The following is a 23,497-nucleotide window of genomic DNA, read 5'->3' on the forward strand; positions in this document are numbered from 1 at the left end:
GGCGAACCCATGAACATCCTTTCCAGGTTCGGAAAAAAAAGGTTCGGCCACGGGATTCATCCGCCGACACAGAAGGACATCACGTCAGCCATTCCCATCCGTCGGCTGGCCTTTCCGCCGCGTCTGGTCGTGCATCTCGATCAGTTCATCGGCGTGCCTGCCGTGCCGTTGGTGAGCAAGGGCCAGGAGGTGGTGCGCGGCGAACCCATCGCCAAGTCGGGCGGTTTCGTTTCGGTCCCCATGCATGCCCCGGCCACGGGCACGGTCCGGGGGATCGAGCCGATGCCGTCGGCCCGGGGCACGATCACCAACGCCATCATTATCGATGTCCAGGGCGGGGCCTCGCAGGAGGTGCTCTATGCCACCCCCCAGCCGCTGGACCGCCTGAGCCGCCGAGAGCTGATTTCGGCTATACAGAACACCGGTCTGGTCGGCCTGGGCGGGGCCGCCTTTCCGACCCATGTCAAATACACCTCGCCCCCCGGAGACGAGCACGAATTGGATACCCTCATCGTCAACGGGGCCGAATGCGAGCCTTTTCTGACCGCCGACCACCGTGTCATGGTGGAGCAGACCGAAGACCTCCTGCGCGGCATCCGCCATGTCATGCGGGCCACCGATGTGAAACAGGCGATCATCGGCATCGAATCCAACAAGCCGTCCGCCGTCGCGGCCCTCGAACGGTGCCTGGCGGGCGAAGCGCCGCCCGGCGAGCCACCCATTCGGGTGCAGGTCGTGGAAACCAAATATCCTCAGGGCGCGGAAAAGATCCTGATCAAGTCCCTGCTTGGACGCACCGTCCAGCCGGGCCAGTTGCCCCGCAGCGTCGGCGTCATCGTCAGTAATGTGGGAACCCTGGCCCAGGTCGGCTATCTGTTGCCGCGCGGCGAAGGCATGGTCGAGCGGGTCATGACCGTGGTCGGGATCGGCGTGCAACGACCAGGAAACTATCGGGTGCCCATCGGCACGCCCCTGCGCTTCATCCTGCAACAGGTCGGCTACGAAGGCGACGTGGCGAAAGTCATCCTGGGCGGGCCGATGATGGGGCTGGCCGTTTCCGATCTGGACACCCCGGTGACCAAGGGCGTGTCCGGCATTCTGGTCCTCAGCGAACCGGCGGTGGACGCCCACGTCGGCCAGAAATGGCCCTGTATCCGGTGCGCCCGATGCGTCAACGCCTGCCCCATGTTCCTCAATCCGTCCCTGCTCGGTCAACTGGCCGCCAAACACCGATACGAAGAGATGGCTGAGAAGTATAATCTCACCAGCTGCTTCGAATGTGGTTGCTGTTCTTATGTCTGTCCTTCACACATTCCTTTGGTGCAGTATTTCCGGGTGGCCAAAGCGGTCAATTTCCAAAGGGCCGCATAGCCGATGAAAAAACATAAAATACGGTTGGAACAAGGCACCTCCCCGCATATTCACAGCGGTCAGGACGTCGTCCAGATCATGCGCAATGTGGTCTACGCCCTGTCCCTGCTGGCGGTCTATATGATTTGGCAGTTCGGTCTGAGCGCCATCGCATTGCTGCTGGCCATCACCGCCTCGTGCCTGTTCACCGAGTGGCTGTTTTCCCGGCTCAAGGGACAGCCCAGCACGCTGAACGATTCGAGCGCCATCATCACCGGCATTTTGTTGACCCTGACCCTTCCCCCCAGTTTTCCCATGTGGATGGGAGCCGTTGCCGGATTCGTGGCCATCGGCTTGGGCAAGGCCATTTTTGGCGGATTGGGGCTGAACATGTTCAACCCGGCCCTGGTCGGGCGGGCGTTCGTGCAGGCCGCCTTCCCGGTCGCCGTCAACACCTGGCCGCCGGCCTTTTTCGAGGGTCGGTTTTCGTCCTTCATTCCCTCGACCCTGACCCCGCCGATGCTGTCGCCACCCAACATTATCGCCTGGGGACAGAGCGTTTCGGATGCCTATTCCGGGGCCACCCCCCTGGCGCTGCAAAAATTCGACGGCCAACAGGTCCCGACATTTGAGCTGTTTATGGGTCTACAGGCCGGATTCTCCACCGGCGCACCGGCGGCGCTCATCCTGGTGTGCGGGCTCTATCTGGCGTTCCGCGGGATGCTGGACCTGCGCATTCCCCTGTCGATCCTGGTCAGCGCGGCAGCGGTCGCAGGGATCATGTACCTGATTGATCCCGGCAAATATCCGGACCCCATGTTCGTGCTGTTTTCGGGCGGGTTGATGCTCGGGGCTTGGTTCATGGCGACCGACATGGTGGGCTCGCCCGTCACCCCCCTGGGCACGGTGATTTTCGGCGTGCTGATCGGCGTCATGACAGTGGTCATCCGATTGTTCGGCGGCATGGCGGAGGGGGTGATGTACGCCATCCTGCTCGGCAACGCGGCGACGCCGTTGATCGAACATTTCACCCAGCCGCGACCGTTGGGCAAGACTCGCGACAAACCTGAAGCAGGGGAGGGCTGATCCCATGACCCAGCCGAGCCCCGACAGTCCCCGCCCCAACACCTCGCCGTTTCCGTTGATCGTGGCGCTGGGGGGTGTGGCCACTCTATCCGGTTTTTTGATCGTGCTGGTCTTCCAATTGACCCGCCCCTATATCGCGGAAAACCAGCGCGTCGCCATCGAGCAATCCATTTTCCAGGTTGTCCCCGGCGCCGTCGAACAGCGCAAGTTCGTGGTTTCGGACAAGGGCGTCTTTCCCTTCGAGGACGGCAGGGACGGCACCCTGATCTATGCCGGATACGATGCGGATGGGCAGTTGCTCGGCATTGCCGCCAAGGCCGCGGCCCAGGGCTATGCCGATATCATCACCCTCCTGTACGGCTACGACCCCGAATGCGAATGTATCCGCGGCATTCGCATTCTCAAAATGGCCGAGACCCCCGGCCTCGGCGACAAGATCAAGACCGACCTCAAATTCCAGAAGAATTTCGAGAGTCTCGACGCCACCCTCAACGACGAACGGACCGCCCTGGAAAACGCCATCGTCACGGTCAAGAGCGGGTCCAAATGGCACGATTGGCAGATCGACGCCATTTCCGGAGCCACCATCTCTTCTCGCGCCGTCGGCAAGGCGCTCAACGGATCGGCCCAGGCGCTGTTGCCGCAATTGGTCCGCCATCTGGATGTTTTACGCCAGGGTCCCCCGCCCCCCACCGGAGCCGGGTCCCTCCCCTGAGAAAGACAGTCCCATGAAACGGAAACAAGACGAGACGATTACCCTGAGCGTTTTCACCGAGGGGCTGTGGCGTGAAAATCCGGTTTTCGTCATGCTCCTGGGCATGTGTCCGGTTCTGGCGGTCAGCAATTCGGCGATTAACGCCCTGGCCATGGGGTTGGCGACGACCTTCGTGCTGGTCGCCTCAGGCATGCTGGTGTCGCTGTTGCGCAACGTGATTCCCCGGCAGGTGCGGATTGCCACCTACATCATCATTATCGCCACCTTCGTCACCATCGTCGACTATCTGATTCAGGCCATCTCGCTGGATCTGTATAACGCACTGGGGGCATTCATCCAGTTGATCGTGGTCAACTGCATCATCCTCGGTCGCGCCGAAGCCTTTGCCTCGAAACATAAAATTCCCAAGACCGTGGTCAATGCCCTGGGCATGGGGCTGGGCTTCACCATCGCCCTGTTGTGTCTGGGGGTGGTCCGCGAGGTGCTCGGGGCCGGGTCGCTGTTCGGCATTGACCTGTTCGGACCGCGCTTCGAGCCCTGGGTGGTCATGATCCTCCCGGCGGGCGGCTTCATCGTTCTCGGTCTGTGGCTGGTGCTGTTCAACGCGATCAATCAGCGTCTGGCCAAGCGGAACACAGAGATGGGAGTGTCCCATGCAAGCTGAAAGCCTGTCGTTCATTTTTCTCAATGCGGCGTTGATCAACAACTTCGTGCTGGCGCTGTTTCTGGGACTGTGTCCTTTCCTGGGGGTATCGGCCAAGCTGAATACGGCGGTGCCGATGGGCTTGGCTACCTGCTTCGTGATGCTGGTCAGTTCGGTTTGCGCCTACGGAATCAATCTCCTGCTGACCAATCTCGGCATCGAATTTCTGCGCCTGATTGCTTATATCACCGTCATCGCCTCGGTGGTTCAGTTGGTCGAGATGATCCTGAAGAAGTATTCCCCCACCCTGTTTAGGGCTCTGGGAATCTTTCTGCCGCTCATCACCACCAACTGCGCCATCCTCGGTCTGGCGCTGTTTCAGACCTTCAAGGAATATGACTTCCTTCAATCGCTAGTCTATGCCCTGGGCGCGGGGGCCGGGTTCACCCTGGCCATTTCCCTGATGGCCGGGTTGCGCGAGCAGTTCGAACTGTCCGAGGTGCCGAATATCGTGCAGGGAGCCGCCCTGAGCCTGATGCTGGGCGGGATCTTGTCGCTGACCTTCATGGGCTTTGCCGGACTGGGCGGCAGTCACTGAGGCGCAACGAAAGGAGCCACGGGTGACCGATTATCTGATCGCCATTTTGGGTATTGGGGGTTTGCTGTCGGGATGGATTTTCGTCCAGCAGGTGTCCCGCAACTACGCCCTGAAGCACCCGGAGTTCGGCCCGCCCAAGGAGGAAGGGGGCGGCTGCGGCGGCCCTTGTTCCTGTTCGTCGGCCAGCCACTGCGCCAAGGCGGATCAGAACTCGTAGGAACTGGTCGCCTCTTCGAGGTTCTTGATATATTGCAGGCGGGTCAGCAGGCCTTTCTCGCCGTCCTCGGCATTCCGCAGGGCCAACCCCCTGATCTCGTCGACGCTGGCATGGCCCTCCTCATCCAGCCACGCGGAAAGCCCGCTCCTGAGCTCCGACAGATACTTCGGGCCGTTCCTGTAGAGGGTCGAACAGACCTGGGTGACCGTGGCCCCGACCATCAGCATCTTGAGGACGCTTTCGGTATCGGAAATCCCGGTGGAGGCGGCGATATGGCAATCCAGCCGCTCGGCGGCCAATCCCACCCAGCGTAACGGCAGGTTCTGTTCCGACGGGGAACTGAACTTGACGGCGGAGACCAGACGCTTGCTGCCCAGGTCCACATCCACCGTGTGGTAGCGATTGAACAGCACCAGCGCCTTGGCCCCCGCCGCAACCACGTCCCGCATCACGCGCAACGGAGAGGTGAAGTGGGAGCCGATCTTGACCGCCACCGGAATCGACACCTTGCCGATGACCTCACGCACGATTTGCACATATCGCGCCTCGATGTCGCGGGAATCCTCTTCCTCGTCCAAGGGAAAATAGGAAATGTTGAGTTCCAGGGCATCCGCCCCGGCGGACTCGATGCTGCGCGCGTAAGAAACCCATTGTTTCGGCGAAACGCAGTTGATGCTGGCGATCACCGGCAGGGAAACTTGCCTGCGCACCTTTTCGATGAATTCCAGGTAGGCCATGGGTCCCAGACTCTTGCCGATATCGACGTAATCGTAGACCTCCGGACGTCCCGCCCCGGAGAAAATCAACGACTTGTCCAGGTCCTTCGACGCCGCGAGGATAAGCTCCTCGAACATGGACTTGAGCACCACCGCCCCGGCTCCCGCATCGGCACAGCGCTCGATTCCAGACACTTGCCCGGTGATGCCGGAGCTTGAAACAACCAGCGGATTGTCCAACTGTAATCCCATGTAGGTCGTCGTCAGGTCAGCCATCTCCTCCCCCCTTTGGTCGTGGATCGCACGGACTTGGAACCCGTCACATTGGCCCCATAGGATATACGGAAGAGGACGTTTTCACACGGGCAATCTGTATGGTGCGCATTCCGACGCAAAGCGGCCACTGATTCCGATCCAAAGCGGCCACTGATTCCGATTTAATCCGGCCACCGATTCCGACGCAAAGCGGCCACTTTTGTCTGGCCTGTGATCGACCTCGTTGGGTGATCTTTTGAGGGTTACCTTCGCACCTTTTGGGAAGGAGCGGAGATGCCCAGGGAGAGGTTGCCCATGCGCAAGATTCGCGACGTTTTGAGGCTGCATGCCGAGGGCCTGTCGAGGCGGCGGATCGCCGTCAGTTTGAATATTGGCCGTACAACGGTCGGGGATTATATCGCCCGGGCCAAACAAGCGGGGTTGAATTGGCCCTTACCCGGGGACCTTTCGGAGGAAGGGCTGGAGCAGCTATTGTTTCCGCCCTTGCGGGTTCGAACGAGGGAACGCCCACTTCCGCCCGATTGGCCGTCGCTGCACCGGGAGAAAAAGAAGCCCGGCGTGACCCTGGCCCTTTTGTGGGAGGAATACCGGGCGCGGCATCCAGAGGGTTACGGTTACAGCCGGTTCTGTGATCTTTACCGGGACTGGCGGGGTAAGCTGAACCCGACCATGCGCCAGAACCATGTGGCCGGTGAGAAGCTGTTTGTCGATTACGCCGGTCAAACCGTGGAAGTGATTGACGGCTTGACCGGCGAGGTCCACGAGGCCCAGATCTTCGTCGCCACCCTGGGAGCCTCCAGTTACACCTACGCCGAGGCCACTTGGAGCCAGGCGCTGCCTGATTGGATCGGTTCGCACAGCCGCGCCTTCAGTTTTTTCGGCGGCGTTCCCAAGCAGATCGTTCCCGACAACCTCAAGTCCGGTGTCATCAAATCCTGCATTTATGATCCCGAGGTTAATCGGACCTACGCCGATCTGGCGAACCATTACGGTACGGCGGTCATTCCCGCCAGGCCCTAAAAACCAAGGGATAAGGCGAAGGTGGAAGTCGGCGTTCAGGTGGTCGAGCGCTGGGTTCTGGCCCGCCTGCGCAATCGCCGTTTCTTCTCCCTGGCCGAACTCAATCAGGCAATCCGTGAACAGCTTGAGGTTCTGAATAGGCGGGTCAGCAAGCATCTGGATGCGTCCCGGCGGCAACTGTTCGAAGAACTGGACCGCCCGGCCCTCAAAGCCTTGCCCGCCGAGCCCTTCGAATACGCCGAATGGAAACAGCGACGCGCCGGCATCGATTACCATGTGGAAGTGGGCAAGCATTTTTACTCGGTCCCGCATGCGTTGGTCAAACAAACCCTGTGGGCTCGCATCACGGAACGCAGTGTCGAGATATTCCATAAAGGCAAGCGTGTCGCCGTCCATATGCGCGGCCCCGGCAATCGGCGTCATACCACGGTCCCGGAACACATGCCGTCATCACACCGACGATACGCCAGTTGGACGCCGGAGAAAATCCGCCGCATGGCTACCGCCCAAGGGGCCAACACGGAAGCCCTCGTTGACATTATTCTGCGCCGCAAGCCACACCCGGAACAGGGCTTTCGTTCCGCTATCGGCATCCTCCGCCTGGCCAAGGTTCATGGGCCGGAACGCCTGGAGGCGGCTTGCGAAAGAGCGCTTGAGATCGGCGCCCATTCCTATTCTTCCGTCAATTCCATCCTCAAGAACAGGCTTGAGGATTGCAAAACGAAACAGGCTGAGAACGGTCCCGCCATCGATCATCCCAACATCCGGGGTTCCGGATATTTTCATTAAGGAGGAAAACAACCATGTTGCAACACCCCACTCACGACCAACTGAAGCTCCTCAAGCTGACCGGTATGGCTCAGGCCTTCGCCGACCTCAGAGACAACCCCCAAGCCGAAGATCTGGCTCATGATCAATGGCTGGCTCTGCTTCTTGATCGTGAAGAAGCCGTCCGTGACGACCGCCGATTGACCTACCGTTTAAGAAACGCCCGCCTGCGCCACGCCGGGGCCTCAGTCGAGAACGTCGATTACCGCAGCCCCAGGCGTCTCGATAAATCCCTGTTCCAGCAACTGGCCCAGGGGAAATGGATCGCCCAAAAACAGAACCTGATCATTACGGGTCCATGCGGTATCGGCAAATCATGGCTCGCTTGCGCCTTGGGTCAAAAAGCTTGCAGAGATGATTATTCCGTCCTCTACAAACGCCTGCCCCGAATGTTCTCCGAATTGGAAATGGGTCGCGCCGATGGCCGTTACCCGCGTTTGTTTCGCGCCCTGACAAAACCAAACGTGCTGATCCTCGACGATTGGGGCCCGGAAAAACTCAACGCTGATCAGCGCCGCGATCTTATGGAAATCGTCGAAGAGCGTTACCAAAACGCCTCGATCCTGATCACCAGCCAACTGCCCGTCGATAAGTGGCACGACGTCATCGGCGAGCCCACCTTCGCCGACGCCATCCTCGATCGTATCGTCCACAACGCCCACAGGCTCGATCTCGACGGACCCTCAATGCGAAAGACCATGGCCGCCAAAACCATTGACCAGACCTAAGGAAAATGACATCAACAAATTACCCAACGGCGTCGATCACGCCGCCAAAAACGAGCCCAGGATAAAGTGGCCGTTTTGGATCGGAATGGGTGGCCGCTTTCCGTCGGAATCAGTGGCCGGTTTCATCGGAATGCGCATGTATGGCCCAGGCTTTGGCCGCTTACTGGAATCCGGGCAGTTGCCAGGCGAAGGCGCTGTCGGCGTTGTTGACCGGCACCTCGACAACGATGTCGTGGCATTTGATACAGCGACCAGCCGGGGGATGGGGCATCTGGGAATCCGGACGCAGCGGCGGGCCCAGCTTGCGCACCTTGGACATTTCTTCGAGCAGCGCCCCTACCGGCGTCTTGTATTGGGTGCCCGGCCCCGGCCCGCCCTCGTAAAGATGACAGTCGGTGCAAGCGCCCACATAGGGATGCGGCATGGGCTGTGTCGGCTTGATGCGGGGAATGCGCTTGATGGACATCAATTGATACCCGGGTTCCGGAGCGACCATTTTCTTGAAGGTCCCGATGATCGTCGGGGTCGTTGGACCATCGAGGCGGCCCATGAAGTGGGAACGCAGCACCCGGGTCGTTTCGGGGGAGGCCAGGCCATGGACGCTGAGATGCGAATATTCCCAAATGATGCCACCCGCGATGAGGCCAATCATGACCATCACGGCAATCTTGCCGCTGAACTTCGCGCCCACCAGGGCCCGGAATTTGCGCAATCGGTCCATCACCCCGTCTGCCCTCACCTGAGCTGGTTGGACCAGATGGCGAAACCTTCGTCATTACGCATTTGGCACAGCCTGCCGTTCAGCACCAGGGTCTTGGCATAGATGAAGGTCTCCTGCCGCTGATCGAACTGAAAGGCGATTCCCTTGACGAAATCCCCCTGCTGAACATTGCATCCCAGATGAATGGCCCACCAGTCCGGAGCGACCGAGACTTCCTGAACCGGATTGACCCCATCGGCGACCCAGATGTGCATCTGGCCCCAGCCGTTGCCGGGAGTCCCTGCGGCTCCCCGGTGCATGATGCGTTCCACCCGTCCCTGATAGCGGACTGTATTGGCCGCCTTGAACGGAACGAGTCCGTTTTGGCCTAATTGTGACTGCGCGGTGGCCTGAGGAGTCGAAACAAAGGGCAAATTGGCGACATTTTGCGCGGCGACGCTCCCGGGCATGGTAATGGAGCCCGATTCCGGCCCCCAAAGGGCGGTCTGCCCGGTCGGCGGCCCCAGGGGACCGACGGCGGGCGGTACCGGCTGCGGGTTCGGGCCGGGCTTATGATTGGAATCGATCACATTGCCCTGAATTCCCGGCAATCCCCCTGGACCAATAGACAGCGCCTTGCCGGCCGACATTTCAAACTGATGCATGTCGTCTTCCCACAGATGCTCGGGCAGCATCGCCGCCGTAGCAATGCCGAGAATGATCAGCAGTCCCGCCAAAAAGATCCAGTTTTCGATTTTCATGCCCGCCTTGTCCTCTCTATTTCCCCCGAACGGCCGTGCCGGTCTCCGGCACGGGGATCAGGCGGCGACCCGGACCGGCGTCACGCCCACATGCACGTCGCGCACATGGTCCACTTCCGCTTCGATCTTGCGCCGAATGCCGTCGGCGATGAGATCGCTTTCGAAAACCTTCAGGTCCGCATCCACGTAGATATTGATGTCCAGATGCACATCCTCGCCCACGTTCCGGCCCCGGATGTAATGAACCCCATGCACATGCTGGGATTCCTTGGCGATGTGGTAGGCGTCAACCAGCACATCGTTTTCCACCGAGGAGTCCATCAGGCCGCCGATGGCATCGACGTTCAATTCGATACCGATCTTGGCCACCAGGATCCCGACGCCGATGGCGGCCAGACGGTCGGCAATGGGGAACCCCGCCACTGCCGCGACAATGCCGATCAACACCGCGACCGACGACAAGGCATCGGACCGGTTGTCCCAGGCATTGGCGATGATGGCCGGACTGTTGTTCTGTCGACCGACGCAATTCTGATAGCGGAACATCAATTCATTGGTGGCGATGGAGACAATCGCCCCGAGCACGGCAAACGCACTGGGGGATTCGGTGTTTCCGGCGATGATCTGCATGGTCGAATCGTACATCAGGTACATGGCCCCGAAGAACAGGATCAGGCCAACGATGGACGAGGCGATGAACTGAATATTGCCATAGCCGAAGGGATAATGATCATCGGCCGGCTTGTCGGACACCTTGACGCTGAACATGGTGACCATGGTCGCCACCACATCGGCACCGGAATGCATGGCGTCGGCGATCAGCGCGGCGCTGCCGCTCAGAGCCCCGAGCACGCCCTTGTAGGTGGTCTGCCCGATATTGATGAAGAATGCCCACCAGATGACTTCATCGCGGCATTTTCTACAGCTTGCTGTGGTCATTTGTTCAAATATTCTATGATGTTTTGGCCAAGGATCTGGTAGTTGCCTTCGAGTAGTTTCGCCATGATCTTCTTATCGTGAATCAGGCGCAATACGGTCTTTCGGTCGGTACCCAACAGTTTCGCGGTTTCCTGGCTCGAATAAATCCGCGCCGGTTTGATGTCGCGGCTCGCCATATCCCACAGGCGCGCAGCCTCGGAGACCACCGACAGGAGTATGCCTCCCCTGGTCAGGGAACTCCAAATCATTTCTTCTCATCCTCGTTTTCGGGCATCAGATTTTGAAATATTGTCGGCGTGATCACTGGCGCCACGGCACTTTCCGTGGAACTGAAGTACTCGATTCGCTTAAAGTCGGTCATCTTGGCGAGCAGATACCAGGGAAACTTGGACACGTTGATATTGTAATCGCGCAGCGCGAGATGGAGTTCATTCCGTCGCTCGGCGATTCGGTCTTCCAGCTCGACCAGCGAGGTCATGGCCTGACGATAGGTTTCCGACGATTTGACGTCTGGATATTGCTCCACTACCGCCAATAGCCTGCCAAGCGAAGACTGAATATCGTTGCCGCCATTGAGCGTTTGCAAAACCTTGTCCCAATCGCCGCCCAGTCCGCCATCGGGAGCCGAGGGGGCCCCTTGCAGAATCTTTTCGGCCAGCGCATCGGGCAGGGTGCTTTTCTTGATCAGATTAGTCCGCGTGTCGGAGGTATGAAAGAAGATGGAATGTTCGAGCGCCGCGTGGTTCAGGGTCAACTTGACCAGATTGCCGAACAGGTTCTGCCGACGTTGCAAGGCCCCTTGCAGGTTGCCGGCCTTGGTGTAGACCTCTTCGCGCAACAAGATGAAGTTGTTGAACTTATAGAACAACGTCGCGGAGAACAGGATCAGCGAAATCACCGAAAAAATGGCGGCGAACCGAACTCCGCGCACCGGCGGTGCCCGAAACGGCGGATCCAATTCCTTGTGATAGAGCTGGGCCAGAATGTTTTCGGAGACCCGGGCTTGATGCCCCGGGCCGTTGCCGACGCCTTCCGGCTTGAAGGAATACTTAGCCATGACCTGCCTGACGCCTCATATTGCCTACTCTTCTTCCAGATCGCTGGCCTTCTTGAAGTGCGCCACGGCGGTTTCGTGGTCGCCCTTCTGCTCGTAAGCAAAGGCAATCGCGCGATGCACCTTCGGGTCCGTCCCGTTCAGCTCCAGGGCCGCGTTGAACTGCTCAATGGCCGCATCGTGCTGGCCCTGATTATCCAACGCCAACCCCAAACGATAGATGATGTTAAAGTTTTTCGGCGCATTTTCAAGCGCCTCACGCAGCAGCGGAATGGCCTTGGCGAAGTTCTCCACCCGGGCATAGGCGACGCCCAGGGTCGCCGCCGTCTTGGCACGATCCTGCCCGGAGGCGTGGGCCTGCTCCAACAGCTTGATGCCGCGTTCCATTTGCCCGGTTTTCAGGCAGGCCACGCCGAGAAACAGCATCGCCTCGAAATCGTCCGGATGTTGCTCATGGACCGCATCCAGCAGCACCACCGCGCGGTCGTACTGCCCCTTCTTGGCCGCCGCGATGCCCTTGTCGCGGTAGAAATTCGCCTTGGCATCGTCGGAGATGCTGAACACGGACTGGAAGCCGCCCACCATGTTCCCGCTAATGCGCTGCAAAACAATCATCGTCTGCTGTGCGTACAAACCCAACGTATCCATGAGGTCAAGATGCTGGCCCATGTGTTCCTCTTCCGGCGTTCGTGATCAGATAAAACGATACCTATTGAATGACGTGGCAGGCCTCACAGGGACCGCGGTCCTCGTGCGGCTGCGCCTTGCGCAGCGCCACATCCTGCAATATCGGCGGCGGCGGCAATGTTATCAGATCGGGGTCGGGGGTCAACTCGAATCCCGAACCGATATTGTGACAGTCCGTGCAGGGACCGCGATAGCTGTGCGGGCGCGGGTCGCCGGGCATGATCATCGGCGCCCCTTCGAGCTGGGCCAGTCCGACCGTCGGATTGCCGTGCATGACAAAGGTCAAGCGGCGCATGGCATATTCGTTGCCGACCATTTTCTTGCGCTTGCGAAAGACCGAGATCTTGACGCTTTTCTTCTTTTCCAGAATACGGCTCTGGTCATGAAGCTCGACCAGATTGGTGATCGGGGTGTCTTCCAACTGCACGATCACGTCACCGCCCAGCATGCCCGAGGCGGCGGCATTCATGGTCACCTCGCCAACCAGCAGCCCTTCCATCCACATGGGAAATTGCAGCTTGCGGGCCAGTTCCGTGGTGAACTGCCGGGCATCGAGCCCCTGCCAGTGCACCTCGTAGGGCAGGACGTTCTGCGGCAGGTAATTGGGCACCGTGGGCTGCCCCGCATCGACCATCTGGGTCGGTCGCACGTCCCCTTGCAGGGCCGCGCCGCCCGCCGTGGTCCGGCGTTGCCAGGGCTGCGGCCCGCCCTGTGCGGGCTCGGCGGCGGCCTGCGGGGGCTGTTCGGGCACGGCGAGCTGCGGCACGATCGGCGACGGCTGCACATTGGCGAAGGGCTGCGGGTCCAACGGAAAGGCCGCCGTTTGCGATTGCGCCTGCGGCTGCGGATCGGGGTCGATCTGAAAACGCGGCATGCCGCCGGTCTCGCCGGGCAGCGCCGAAATGGAGGGGGCCAGGGCCTCCTGGGCCAGCGGCGGACGTTTGGCCCGGGTATTGCCGATTCCGTCCTTCCACAGGTCATGGGTGGCGAATCCCACCAGCACCAGCACGGCGAACAGAGCCATGGAAGCCCCGCCGAGGATCAGACTGCGTTTGACCTGCATGGTGTTTCCCGTCCGGCGCTCAGTTAAGGAACAGAAGTTTGGTGGCAATCGCCAGCATGACCAGGGCGTAGCCCCCCTTGAGCACGACCACCGGCAGCTTGCGCATCAGGCGGGCCCCAATCCAGCCGCCGATGAAGGCCCCGGGAATCATCACCAGAGCCAGGGTAATCGGGGCGTTCCAGTCGATTAGGCCACTGTTGATGCCATGGGCGAAGGCGACCGTCGCGCCACTGACCGAGGCCCAGAAAACCAGCACCGACGAATTGGCGATGGCATTTTGCAGAGTCACCCGGCCCAGATAGCGTTGCAGCGGCACTTCGACAACACCGCCGCTGATGCCCAGAATACCGCTGATCAGGCCCATGGGCAGTCCCAGCGCCATGGCCAATCCCAACGACAGCTTGCGCTCGTTTTTTTCGTCCTCGGCCTGCTCGCCGAACATCATGTCCATGTCTTCGTCGTCCAGGTGGTTGGCCCCCTTTCGACGGCGACGGCGCAGCACGATTTGATCGCCATCGTCGAAAAAGATCTCCTGCAACGCCTTGAAGGTCATCAACAGGGCAAACCCGCCGAGCAGCGCCTTGACCAGGGTGTCCCCGGCGTAATTGCCGAGGAAGTAGCCCAGAGCCACGCCAATGACCGCCCAGGGGGTCAGCTTGCGCACCTTGGACCACATGATCAGGTCGGTTTTCGAATTGCGGTAAGCCGCCGCCCCATACACGAAAATATTGGTCAAATAGGCCACCGGACGAATCAAATACATGCCGTAGCCAAAAAACACCATCATGCCCGCGACCTGCAAAACGCCGCCGCCCATGGTCATCATGCCGCCCAGGATTCCAGAAATAACAGCTAAAAGGGATAAACCGGCGATATCCGCCAAAGGAAGTCCGGCAATTCTGCCGGAGAGGAGGTGATCAGTATCAATGAATGTATCGGCCAAATGGACCAGCGGTCCATCTGGATGCGGTGGCGCGCCCTGCCCCATCTGTGCGGTCGGTTGGCCCATGGCCACGTTGAGAGCCTGCGGCGCGCCGTTCTGGGTGCCGACCAGCATGCGCGCCTTGGCCCACCAGGCGGAAGCCCCGCCGGAGCCCAGACCGCTGATCGGCGGCACGGCGACATTATGCGCCATTTGCTTGTCGGTGGGCAGGGTGACGGGGATTTCCGCCACCTTGCCATTGATCTTGAACGGCACCACGTCCTGGAAGTGCGCCGCGATCACATGCGCCGGCACCGCATAACCGATCAAATTGCCGGTCCCGTCCTGCAAGGCCACGTTGATGCCGACCAGTTTGCCCGACCTGTCAACCAGCGGCCCCCCGGTCTGTTCCCAGGAATAAACCGCATCGGTGCGGATCAGATGGGAGATTCCGGCGTTGCCCACGGTCACCGCTTCCTGCTGCGCAATGATCGTCCCGGCCTTGACGATGGCGTTGCCCGAACTGCCGTGACCGAAGGCATAGACATCAATCGGTAACGGCTGCTGGGTATCGGCCAGTTCGAAAAACATGAAACGGTCGTTGGTCAGCAGCTTGAGCAGGGCGATATCGTGCGTCGGTTCGGACTTCACCACCTGCGCCTCGTACTGCTTCGGACCGGTCGGCGTCCGCACATAGACCCGGATGCTTTCCTGATTGGCCACTGCATGCAATGCCGTCACCACGTAGCCCCCCGGCCCAACCAGCACGCCCGAAGCGGTCACCGACTGGTTGATGGTGCCGCTGCCGACCCCAACCACCGCCGGCGGCACCGTCTGATACAGCCGTTGCAGGTCGGGGCTCGCCACATCCCGGAACAGGAAGTTGGTCACCGAGGTTTCAGCATAGCTCTCGTAGAAATCATCCTCCGAGTAACTAGACAGCAAATAAAAACCCCAACCAAAAGTCAAAAGCACCAAAGTCGCCAGGACCAGGGTGGGAATTCGCCACTCTCGCGTACAAAAGAGAATCGTATTGCGGGCCATGTGGCCGCTTAATTCGTCGGTTTCGATCATTCCGCAAACCCGTCGGTTTTATTCGGTCCCGCTGACCGGATTTTCACGCAGACACAAGCCGGTCCGGCCTTTCCCTTCATGGGGCTTAAAAACCCACATTTCCCAAGGGATTCGCCCTTCCCGGCCTGCCACTCCGATGCTGTTGTTGGTATCATATGATCAGCAGTACGTAAAGGGACGACAACGCCAGGAAGATCCCCATCAACGGCAATCCCCAGCGGAGAAATTCGCGGAAATCCAGGGTTGCCCCCTCGGGCATGGTGGCCCGCATTTCCGGATGGCTGCGCAGATAGGCGCTCAACTGGGTCGCCGCGAGCGCCCCCGCCGTGGCCCCGGTCAGCGCCGCCGACGATCCGGCCTGCACCCCGAGCGACAGCGCCCACCAGACATTGGGGTCCTGCACATCCATGACCAGCCCCGGAACCAGCGAGACGAACAGCGCCGTCGACGGTCCGGCGTTCAGGAAGACCGTCGCCCCGGCGGCGATCCACATCATCGCCAACAGGCGCAGACCTTCGTTGTCTCCGGCCACCGCCACGATGGCTTGGGCAAATATGTCGGGGACTCCGGTAGCAACAAGCCCGCCGACCAGGATGAACAGCCCGGCGAAGAACTGCACGTCACTGCCGCCGCAGGCCTCGAAGATCTCGCCATTGCCGAAGCGCGCCCCGGCCACCGCTACCGCACCTGCCGCCAGGGCAATCCAGCCGGGCCGGATTTGCAGCGCGTCGGCGAGCAGAAATCCGATGATCGCCGCGCCCAGGGTGATCAGTCCCAGCCGCAGGCGGAACTCATCCAGTTTCGGCAACTGCCAATCGTCGATCTCCGGCTTGTCCTCTAGGGCGGAAGCGGGCGTCGGCACGCGCAATTCATGACGTCGTGAATTGAAAAACATCAGCGCCGCAGTGAGTAAAACCAGACAGGGCACCATCATGCCGCCGATAAAATCCTGGAAACTCAGCCGCGCCACCGAGGCGATGATCATGTTGGGGAAATCGCCGACCATGGTCGAGGCCCCGCCCAGGTTGGACGAGACGATCTCGGCGATCAGCACCGGAATCGGATTGATCTTCATGCGGCGGCAGGTGGCCAGGGTCACCGGCAGCAGCACCACCATGGTCGCCAGATTGTTGATGGCCAGCGACAGAACATAGGTGAGCAAACTGAACACCAGCAGCACCCACAGGGCGTTGCCCCCGGAATGTCGCGCCGCCCGGTCGGCCAAATGGGCGAACACCCCGGATCGGGCGAGCAGCGACGAAATGGCGCTCATGCCGAAGATCAGGGCCAGGGTTTCAAAATAGATGGAGTCGATGGCCTGCGAAAAGCCATAGAAGCCGGACAATTCACCAATCACGATCATCGCCGCCGCGCCATAGAGCACCGCCGAATGGCGATCCATCACGCCACGGAAAATGACCACGAAGACGCTGAGGAAGATAACCAGGGCGACGAAGGTGGCCACCCGCTTAACCCTCCTGGGCGGTCACCATGCCCGGATGGTCTTTCTCCCAGGCCAGGCGCAGCTCCTCGCTAACCTCGCCGGTTTCCGCATTGACCGTCAGATGGCCCACATGGGAAACCCGGTGCAGAATCCGCCGTTTCACCGCATCGCAGATGTCATAGGCTTCGTCGATGGTGATTTCCGGATCAACGCCGATGACGATCTCGGCCCAGATTTCCTGGCCCACCCGGCGCGACCGCAGGTAGCGCACGTCCTGCACGCCGTCGGTCGTGGCGATCAGCTTCTCCAGCCCTTCGCGGGCTTTCGGCGACAGGCTGCGATCCATCAGACCCTTGAAGGAATCCCAGAACACATCGCCGCCCAGATAGAGCAGGTGGATGGTCTCGATGACCGCGATCATCGGATCAATCCACGGCATGTTCAGGTAATGGGCGCCGACGATGCCCGCCGCCACACCAGCCGAGGCCGTGGCGTCGGCGTGGTGATGCTTGGCCAGCGTCCGCACCATGGGGCTGTTGGATTCAATGGAGACGCAACGGGAGTAGTAATACATGAACACGTTGACCGCCACCGAGAGCAGCGCCGCCCACAGGGCGATCATGTGCGGGGCCCGGTGGTTGTCGGTGATCAGCAGGGTGCTGATGGCATGGACCAGCAGATAGCCGGTGACGATCATGAAGACGACGGAAATGGCGAACGACAGGATGAACTCGACCTTGCCGTGACCGTAGGGATGTTCCTCGTCAAGCGGCTTGGTGGAGACGGTCATGCCGATGATGACCAGCACCGAACTGATCAGGTCCTTGGCCGAATACATGGCGTCGGCGACCATCGCCTGAGAACCGGAAATCAGGCCGATGAACAACTTCATCACCATCAGCAGACTGTTGGTGATGAGACCGACCCAACCCACGGTCTTGGAACAGGTCACACATTTTTCGTAACGCATTGTCTTCGCCCTGCCTCTTGCTTGCCGTCTTCGTTCCGTCGTCCCGCTTTACATCCTGCGAATTTGGGGCGGCGACGGTGGCCGCGTATAGCGACTTTGCTTCGACCGATCCCGCAACGTGCGGATGATGACACTGAAAATCGCCGTCACGAACCCAATGAAAAAGGACAGCCCAATGACGACGATCAACGGCACCTCAACTGGATTCCCGGCGATCAGGTGCACCTGCACCATGTCCAGATTCTGGCTGGCGAACAGCACGATCCCCACCACGAGGAACAGGTATATCAGCAGTGTCGCCATTCTTGTTCAGAACCTTTCGCCGGGCCCAGCCCACCCAATAGGAGTCTCCTACAAGGGTCTATAACCTGTTTATGACGTCTTGTCAGCCGCTGACCATATCGCCGAGTTGCCCCCAATATTCCGGCGGCAGCTCCTTGGCCAATCTCAGCGCCCCGCTCGCCCCATCGAAGTCCGGGTCCTGCACGCAGGTGACTGTGACTTCACCGTATTCGGCCAGATGGTTCTTGATGTAGCTGTCGAGCCCGCCAATGCGGCACCCGCCGCCAGCAATGATGATGTTTTTCAACACCGTCGCCTGGTCTTCCGGCGGGAAATTGCGAATCAGGGTCTCGATGCCTTCCAGCAGATCGGGCACGATGGATTCACAAGCCGCCTTGATCGCTGCGGTCACATCGCGGGTCACCGGCTTGCCGTCAACCCGCAGATTGGCCTGTACCGGCCCCGCCGCCTTGCCGACGAAGGAATGGGCCTCCTTGATCGCGCGCGCCACATTGGCGTTGATCTGCACATCGGGATAGGTATCGAGAATCGCCACCTGAAGCCGTTCGTCGATGAAATTCCCCGCCTTGGGAATGGTGATCTGATCTTCCGGTGCCGGAACCATGCCCTTCAGGGCGCAGATGTCGATGGTCCCCGCCCCGATGTCGATGACCAGACAGTTGACCAGCTTGCCCTGACCGAAGGCGACCATGAAGGGCTCGGAAACGACCATCGCCGTATCGACCACTTCGCGGGCCAGACTGAGCAGCAGTTCCTTGTTGGCGTGGGAGGCCCGGGCCGGCACACCGATGATGGCACAGACCTCTTCGCCTTCCTGCGGAGCCGCCAGACTGAGCACATGGGTGAACAGATGGCGGGCCACCTCCATGTCCCGTTCGCCCAACTCGCGGATCACTCCGTCTTCCAACGGATAGCGCAGTTCCAGATAGGACCGGGTCTCAATGGCCCGATCCCCCACCACATAAGGCGCACCGAGCAGCTTCACCCCGACAATATCCTTCGGGTAGCCGACCACGGAACTGACCATGGCTTTGGCCCCACGGTCCGACATAATGGCCGTGCGCGAGGTTCCCAGGTCGATTCCCAGGCGCAACCGCTTGCGGGCGCCTGGGGTTGCGCTGGTCTGGCTGGTCTCAGTATTCATCAAGGCTCTCCTTCGTCTGGCTGTTTGACTTACCGTTTACTGGCCCGGCGGGATAATGCCGGGAACCCCCGAACGCCGCAACACGGGAATTGCACAAGTGTCGCATTTGCATCTAGCAAGCCAAATCAGCGCCGACTCAGGCCGTTGTTTCGTCGCTTTCTTCCGTCGAGGCATCGACCACGATGTCCTCGGTGGTGGATTCTTCGACTGTCACATCCTCGGGGGCGACCGCCGTCGCGGCTTCCGGAGCGGCTTTCTTCTTGGCGAACAGATGCGTCACGTTCCCCACCAGACCTTTGGAGTCCTTGGCGATTTCCGTCGCGCCCACCTTCAGGCAGGTGACAAACTCGGTGCCGGCCGTCATGCCCAGGCCAGCCACGCCGAGACCCAGCATCTTGCCGTCCTTGACCAATTCGGACGCGCCGTAGGTCAGGTTGCTTCCAAAGCCGGTCACCGCACCCTTGGTGAAATTGAAGGTGGTCAGGGCCCCATTGCGGGCCAAATTCACCACACCACCCATGAACCCCTCGACGGGAATCGCTCCTGCTGTCGTCATTGCTCGTGCCTCATTGATTGAATTGCCACTGGCGGTATTACCGCTTTCTTCCGTTGTTTGCCAGGGATTGCCCTCGGAGGGCAGCACCCCTTCCTTCTCGTAAATCATTTTGCGCAGGGTGTCGTTGCCCACATCCTCGGCCAACTTCTTGCGCAGGTTGGCGACGCTCTGGGCGACAATTTCGTCCCCCATATCGGTTTCTTCCTCGGGCTTGGAGGGTTCAACGCTTTCAGGTTGCGTCTGAATGTCCTTAGCCATGGTCACCTCGTCGTCATTGTCATCGGGGTCTTCGGTCCGGTCTTCATCGTCAACCACGTCTTGCGGCGCTTCCGCCACCGGGTCCACCTGCGACTCGACCGGTTGCGCCTGCGGCTCTACTTCCTCGATCTCTTCCGGGGCAACGTCGACCGACGGCGTCTCCGGTTGCTCCGGGATCGGATAGGGGCGCGGCTCGACGACGACCTTAGCCTGCACCGCAGGGGCGGGGGCCTGCACCGCAGGAGCCGGGGCCTCGGCAGACGGCTCCACCGGGGCCAGCGCCTCCGCCACCGCTTCTTCCTGCTCGGCGTCTGCTTCTTCCTGTTCGGTGTCCGATTCCTCGGTCACGCGTTCTTGCGGGGCAACGGCTGCAACCGGAACTTCTTCGGTCGCGGGTGGTTCACTGGAAACCCAGGGAATATCCATATTCGGGGTATCGGGCACCGTCGGCTGTGGCGCGGGCTCCGCCTCGACCGCTTCAGGCGCGTCGGCCTGCTGTTCGATCCAGGGGCTTTCCTGACCTTCCGTGCCCTCGGGCAAATCGGCAACGCTGCGCCGACGGCTCAATTTCGGGATATTGGCGCTGCGCGACAAGGGAGGCTGTTTGCTCGCCCAAGGGGAGACGTCGTAGATATCCACCCAGGCCTGCTTGTCGCCGGTATTGTTCTGATCCGCCATGAATCCCCCATAAAACTTCACATGTCGGCCGGTACTGGCCACGTCCACTCTTCGCCCGGGAACAGTCTAGACCACGACCAGGAATTCGCTGCCATCGCGGTTGACCCGCAGCATGACCTGCTTGGCATTGCCATTGGCTTGCGCATTGGTCATCGCTTCGTTGAAGGCCTCGGCGGTCGGCACCCAGGTGTTGTTCACCTGGAGCACGATATCGTTGGCCAGGATGCCGCCCTTCTGGGCCCGCGACATGGGCGTCACCTCGGCGATGCTCGCCCCCTTGATCGGCTGTCCGTTGGGGGCCACGGCACCCTTGGCCGGCATGAAGGCTTCGATTTCCATGCCCAGCCAGTTGAACTCCGTCGGCACCCGGGCGGGCTGCTGCGGTTGCCCCAGTCGGGCCGCCATCTGATCCGCCGTCATCGGAGGAGTCATCTGGGCCATCTGTTGCTGCGCGGTGCCCGGCTGGTTTTGTTGCGCCATCTGTTGCTGCGCCGTCATCGGCTCCTGGGCCACGCCGTTGCCCATGACCGGTGCCGCAATCATCAGATTGACCCGCTTGCGCTTGCCATTGCGTTCCAGGCTGATACGAACCTTCTGATCACGCGGGAAGTCGCGCAGAATGGCCGCCAACTGGCGCGGCGTGGACACCCGACGCCCATCGGCCTTGAGAATGATGTCGCCGGACTTGATTCCGGCCTTGTCGGCAGCCGATCCCTTGACTACCACCGGCACAAACACGCCCTTGCCCTCGGGATGTCCGAGCGCTTGGGAAATTACCTGAGTGACCGGCTGCACCACCGCGCCCAGAATCACGTAGCCGTTGCGCGGCCCTCCGGCCTGTCCGCCGCCCGGGCAGGGCGCCGCCGCCGTGCCCGCCGCATTGCCCTGGGCCACCGCCATGCCGCACGGGCCATTGCCGTTTCCGCCCTGAATCACATTGCGGGCCAGACTGTTAGGGGCCTGGGCATAGCTGAAGGGGCTCTGGTTCCCCGGTGCGGGAGCCGCCACCGGCAGACCGCCCGCCGCAACGATCTGATGACAGATCTTGCAGTCCATCTTTTCCCGGCCGTCCGCGTGCGGCGCGGGCATACCGGCGGTGATGGTCGGCGCGGCCATGCCCTGCGGCGCGGCCACCGGCGCGGCGCGGACCTGCTGTCCCCCGCCCATCGGCAAAATGTCATGACAGATGGTGCAGTTCATCTGCTCCCGGCCGTCCCGATGCGGGGCCGGCTGGTTGGCCCGAATCGGCGGCCCGGATTTGGGCTGCGCCGCCGCAGTCATCATGGGAAAGGCCACCGGCGCGCCGCCCGCCTGATTGGCCGGAATAATGTCGTGGCAAATGGTGCAATTCATCTGCTCCCGGCCGTCCGTGTGCGGGGCCGGTTGGTTGGCCAGGATCGGCGGCCCGGATTTCGGTTGTGCCGCCACTGGCATCATGCCATTGCCCACCGGCGCGCCGCCCGCCTGATTGGCTGGAATGATGTCGTGGCAGATGGTGCAGTTCATCTGTTCCCGACCATCCGTATGCGGGGCCGGTTGATTCGAGAGGATCGGCGGCCCGGATTTGGGCTGTCCGCCCCCGCGCTGGGCCACATTCAAAGACAACTGCGCCACCGGATTTACGGAATTGAGGAAATTGATTTCCTCCAGAACGAATGTTTTGACCTGATTGGACGGGATGGCGAAACCGATCCCGGAGAATGCCCCGGTGGGCGTGTAGATGGCGGTGTTGATGCCAATCACTTCACCGTCCACATTGACCAAAGCCCCGCCGGAGTTGCCCTGGTTGATCGCTGCGTCAGTCTGCAACAGGTCCTTGTGGGTGACGTTTTCAATCACCAGCGAATTACGCTGACCAGAAATAATGCCCCGGCTGACCGTCTGATCGAGGCCGAACGGGCTGCCGATGGCGACCACTTCGTCGGCCACCGAGACCTGCGTCGAATCGCCCAGCATGGCCGCCACCAGGGGAGCCTTGGGGGAAATCTTGAGCAACGCCAGATCCAGCGACTGATCGAGTTTGACGATTTCCGCCGGATAGCGCTCCGTACCACCATTGTCGAACACGGTCACGAACACCGAATCCGCGCCGCGCACCACGTGGTAGTTTGTGACCACATAGCCATCATTGCGAATGATCACGCCGGACCCGACGTTCTCCAGCGACTGACCGCTGAACGGCAGTTGGAAGCGCGGCATGGCGGGTTCAGGATTGGGATCGGCCGCCGCCTTGCCGGGAAGGATGCCGCCCGGACGGCGAATGGTCACGTTGGTGACCGAATTACGCATCCCCACCACCACATGAGAGAACTTGCCTCCTGCCGCCGTGGTCATCAGGCGCTGATCAGGGAGGGTCGGCGACCAGGACGGCGCACCGAGAGCCGGATTGGTCGGACCGGGCGACGGAAGAGTAAAGGTTGGCATCCCGTTGCCCATGATCGTTCCATCGGGCTCCATGGTCGGCAAACCACCCATCGCCACCGGCGCAAAGGCTGCGTTGACCGGGGCCTGCGGCCCCGTCTTCTTGCCGTTCGCCATGGCGGCATCGACCGGACCACCCTGGAAAATCCCTTGCAGACCGGGCATTTTGCCGGTGGTGTAGTAGTTGGTGTACCAATAGACGCCGATCAAGATCAACATGGCGGCGGTAGCAATGACGAAAAAATACTTCCTCAGACCCTTCGAACACACCTCCGGTTCGACATCGTAGTCCTCGTAGATCGGATCCTCGAAGCCCATGACTTGGTATTCCCCAGCTCTTCAACAC

General features: G+C 60.8%; 22 protein-coding genes and 1 pseudogene. 8 read left to right on the forward strand and 15 right to left on the reverse strand.

The window, feature by feature from the left end; all coding sequences use genetic code 11:
* The first annotated feature begins 9 nt into the window (after window positions 1-9).
* The 6 genes from rsxC to ACYQ1P_RS03860 are packed head-to-tail and all read left to right on the forward strand — an operon-like array spanning window position 10 to window position 4,609.
* Complete coding sequence (gene rsxC, locus ACYQ1P_RS03835; RefSeq protein WP_460019049.1) at window positions 10-1,371, forward strand: electron transport complex subunit RsxC; 1,362 nt, start codon at window positions 10-12, stop codon at window positions 1,369-1,371.
* 3 nt (window positions 1,372-1,374) lie between these two features.
* Window positions 1,375-2,436 (forward strand): RnfABCDGE type electron transport complex subunit D, encoded by a 1,062-nt coding sequence (locus ACYQ1P_RS03840; RefSeq protein WP_460019050.1) that lies wholly within the window; start codon window positions 1,375-1,377, stop codon window positions 2,434-2,436.
* Between the two features lie 4 nt (window positions 2,437-2,440).
* The gene (locus ACYQ1P_RS03845; RefSeq protein ID WP_460019051.1) at window positions 2,441-3,151 is read left to right on the forward strand and encodes an RnfABCDGE type electron transport complex subunit G; all 711 of its coding nucleotides are present in this window, start codon (window positions 2,441-2,443) and stop codon (window positions 3,149-3,151) included.
* Between the two features lie 13 nt (window positions 3,152-3,164).
* Window positions 3,165-3,815 carry an electron transport complex subunit RsxE gene (gene rsxE / locus ACYQ1P_RS03850; protein ID WP_460019052.1) on the forward strand — a complete coding sequence of 217 codons (651 nt, stop codon included), beginning with the start codon at window positions 3,165-3,167 and terminating at the stop codon, window positions 3,813-3,815.
* Window positions 3,805-4,392 (forward strand): electron transport complex protein RnfA, encoded by a 588-nt coding sequence (locus ACYQ1P_RS03855; protein ID WP_460019053.1) that lies wholly within the window; start codon window positions 3,805-3,807, stop codon window positions 4,390-4,392. The genes rsxE and ACYQ1P_RS03855 overlap by 11 nt, the downstream gene beginning before the upstream one ends.
* Window positions 4,393-4,414: 22 nt before the next feature.
* Window positions 4,415-4,609, forward strand: coding sequence for a hypothetical protein (locus ACYQ1P_RS03860; protein WP_460019054.1), 195 nt, complete (start codon window positions 4,415-4,417; stop codon window positions 4,607-4,609).
* Here ACYQ1P_RS03860 and ACYQ1P_RS03865 read toward each other — a convergent pair.
* The gene (locus ACYQ1P_RS03865; RefSeq protein WP_460019055.1) at window positions 4,597-5,601 is read right to left on the reverse strand and encodes a dihydroorotate dehydrogenase-like protein; all 1,005 of its coding nucleotides are present in this window, start codon (window positions 5,599-5,601) and stop codon (window positions 4,597-4,599) included. The genes ACYQ1P_RS03860 and ACYQ1P_RS03865 overlap by 13 nt on opposite strands.
* A 294-nt stretch (window positions 5,602-5,895) precedes the next feature.
* Here ACYQ1P_RS03865 and istA point away from each other — a divergent pair.
* Window positions 5,896-7,410: pseudogene (gene istA, locus ACYQ1P_RS03870) on the forward strand (IS21 family transposase).
* 14 nt (window positions 7,411-7,424) lie between these two features.
* Complete coding sequence (gene istB / locus ACYQ1P_RS03875; protein ID WP_460019056.1) at window positions 7,425-8,177, forward strand: IS21-like element helper ATPase IstB; 753 nt, start codon at window positions 7,425-7,427, stop codon at window positions 8,175-8,177.
* 160 nt (window positions 8,178-8,337) lie between these two features.
* Here the strand turns inward: istB and ACYQ1P_RS03880 are convergent, their stop codons facing one another.
* The 14 genes from ACYQ1P_RS03880 to ACYQ1P_RS03945 form a co-directional block, all read right to left on the reverse strand.
* Window positions 8,338-8,898: a magnetochrome domain-containing protein gene (locus tag ACYQ1P_RS03880; protein WP_460019057.1), complete on the reverse strand. Its 561-nt coding sequence runs from the start codon at window positions 8,896-8,898 to the stop codon at window positions 8,338-8,340.
* Between the two features lie 14 nt (window positions 8,899-8,912).
* The gene (locus ACYQ1P_RS03885; protein ID WP_460019058.1) at window positions 8,913-9,638 is read right to left on the reverse strand and encodes a MamS/MamX family magnetosome protein; all 726 of its coding nucleotides are present in this window, start codon (window positions 9,636-9,638) and stop codon (window positions 8,913-8,915) included.
* 57 nt (window positions 9,639-9,695) lie between these two features.
* Window positions 9,696-10,577, reverse strand: a complete 882-nt coding sequence (gene mamB / locus ACYQ1P_RS03890; RefSeq protein WP_460019059.1) for a magnetosome biogenesis CDF transporter MamB — start codon at window positions 10,575-10,577, stop codon at window positions 9,696-9,698.
* Complete coding sequence (locus ACYQ1P_RS03895) at window positions 10,574-10,825, reverse strand: helix-turn-helix domain-containing protein (RefSeq protein ID WP_460019060.1); 252 nt, start codon at window positions 10,823-10,825, stop codon at window positions 10,574-10,576. Before ACYQ1P_RS03895 ends, mamB begins: the two co-directional genes overlap by 4 nt.
* Window positions 10,822-11,634 carry a magnetosome protein MamQ gene (gene mamQ / locus ACYQ1P_RS03900; RefSeq protein WP_460019061.1) on the reverse strand — a complete coding sequence of 271 codons (813 nt, stop codon included), beginning with the start codon at window positions 11,632-11,634 and terminating at the stop codon, window positions 10,822-10,824. The genes ACYQ1P_RS03895 and mamQ overlap by 4 nt, the downstream gene beginning before the upstream one ends.
* Window positions 11,635-11,658: 24 nt before the next feature.
* The gene (gene mamA / locus ACYQ1P_RS03905; RefSeq protein ID WP_460019062.1) at window positions 11,659-12,300 is read right to left on the reverse strand and encodes a magnetosome protein MamA; all 642 of its coding nucleotides are present in this window, start codon (window positions 12,298-12,300) and stop codon (window positions 11,659-11,661) included.
* A 40-nt stretch (window positions 12,301-12,340) separates the two neighbouring features.
* A complete protein-coding gene (mamP, locus tag ACYQ1P_RS03910) occupies window positions 12,341-13,381 on the reverse strand; it encodes a magnetosome magnetite formation protein MamP (RefSeq protein ID WP_460019063.1) in 1,041 nt (346 codons plus the stop codon).
* 19 nt (window positions 13,382-13,400) lie between these two features.
* The gene (gene mamO / locus ACYQ1P_RS03915) at window positions 13,401-15,377 is read right to left on the reverse strand and encodes a magnetosome protein MamO (RefSeq protein WP_460019064.1); all 1,977 of its coding nucleotides are present in this window, start codon (window positions 15,375-15,377) and stop codon (window positions 13,401-13,403) included.
* A 151-nt stretch (window positions 15,378-15,528) separates the two neighbouring features.
* Complete coding sequence (gene mamN / locus ACYQ1P_RS03920; protein ID WP_460019065.1) at window positions 15,529-16,842, reverse strand: magnetosome biogenesis transporter MamN; 1,314 nt, start codon at window positions 16,840-16,842, stop codon at window positions 15,529-15,531.
* A 4-nt stretch (window positions 16,843-16,846) separates the two neighbouring features.
* The gene (gene mamM, locus ACYQ1P_RS03925) at window positions 16,847-17,791 is read right to left on the reverse strand and encodes a magnetosome biogenesis CDF transporter MamM (protein WP_460019066.1); all 945 of its coding nucleotides are present in this window, start codon (window positions 17,789-17,791) and stop codon (window positions 16,847-16,849) included.
* Between the two features lie 48 nt (window positions 17,792-17,839).
* Entirely contained in the window at window positions 17,840-18,094 is a 255-nt protein-coding gene (locus ACYQ1P_RS03930; protein WP_460019067.1) for a lipopolysaccharide assembly protein LapA domain-containing protein, read from the reverse strand.
* A gap of 82 nt (window positions 18,095-18,176) precedes the next feature.
* Complete coding sequence (mamK, locus tag ACYQ1P_RS03935) at window positions 18,177-19,238, reverse strand: MamK family actin-like protein (RefSeq protein WP_460019068.1); 1,062 nt, start codon at window positions 19,236-19,238, stop codon at window positions 18,177-18,179.
* 136 nt (window positions 19,239-19,374) lie between these two features.
* The gene (locus ACYQ1P_RS03940; RefSeq protein ID WP_460019069.1) at window positions 19,375-20,730 is read right to left on the reverse strand and encodes a hypothetical protein; all 1,356 of its coding nucleotides are present in this window, start codon (window positions 20,728-20,730) and stop codon (window positions 19,375-19,377) included.
* 66 nt (window positions 20,731-20,796) lie between these two features.
* A complete protein-coding gene (locus tag ACYQ1P_RS03945) occupies window positions 20,797-23,469 on the reverse strand; it encodes a magnetochrome domain-containing protein (RefSeq protein ID WP_460019070.1) in 2,673 nt (890 codons plus the stop codon).
* Window positions 23,470-23,497: the final 28 nt, after the last annotated feature.

The sequence above is a fragment of the Magnetospira thiophila genome, from assembly GCF_054657015.1.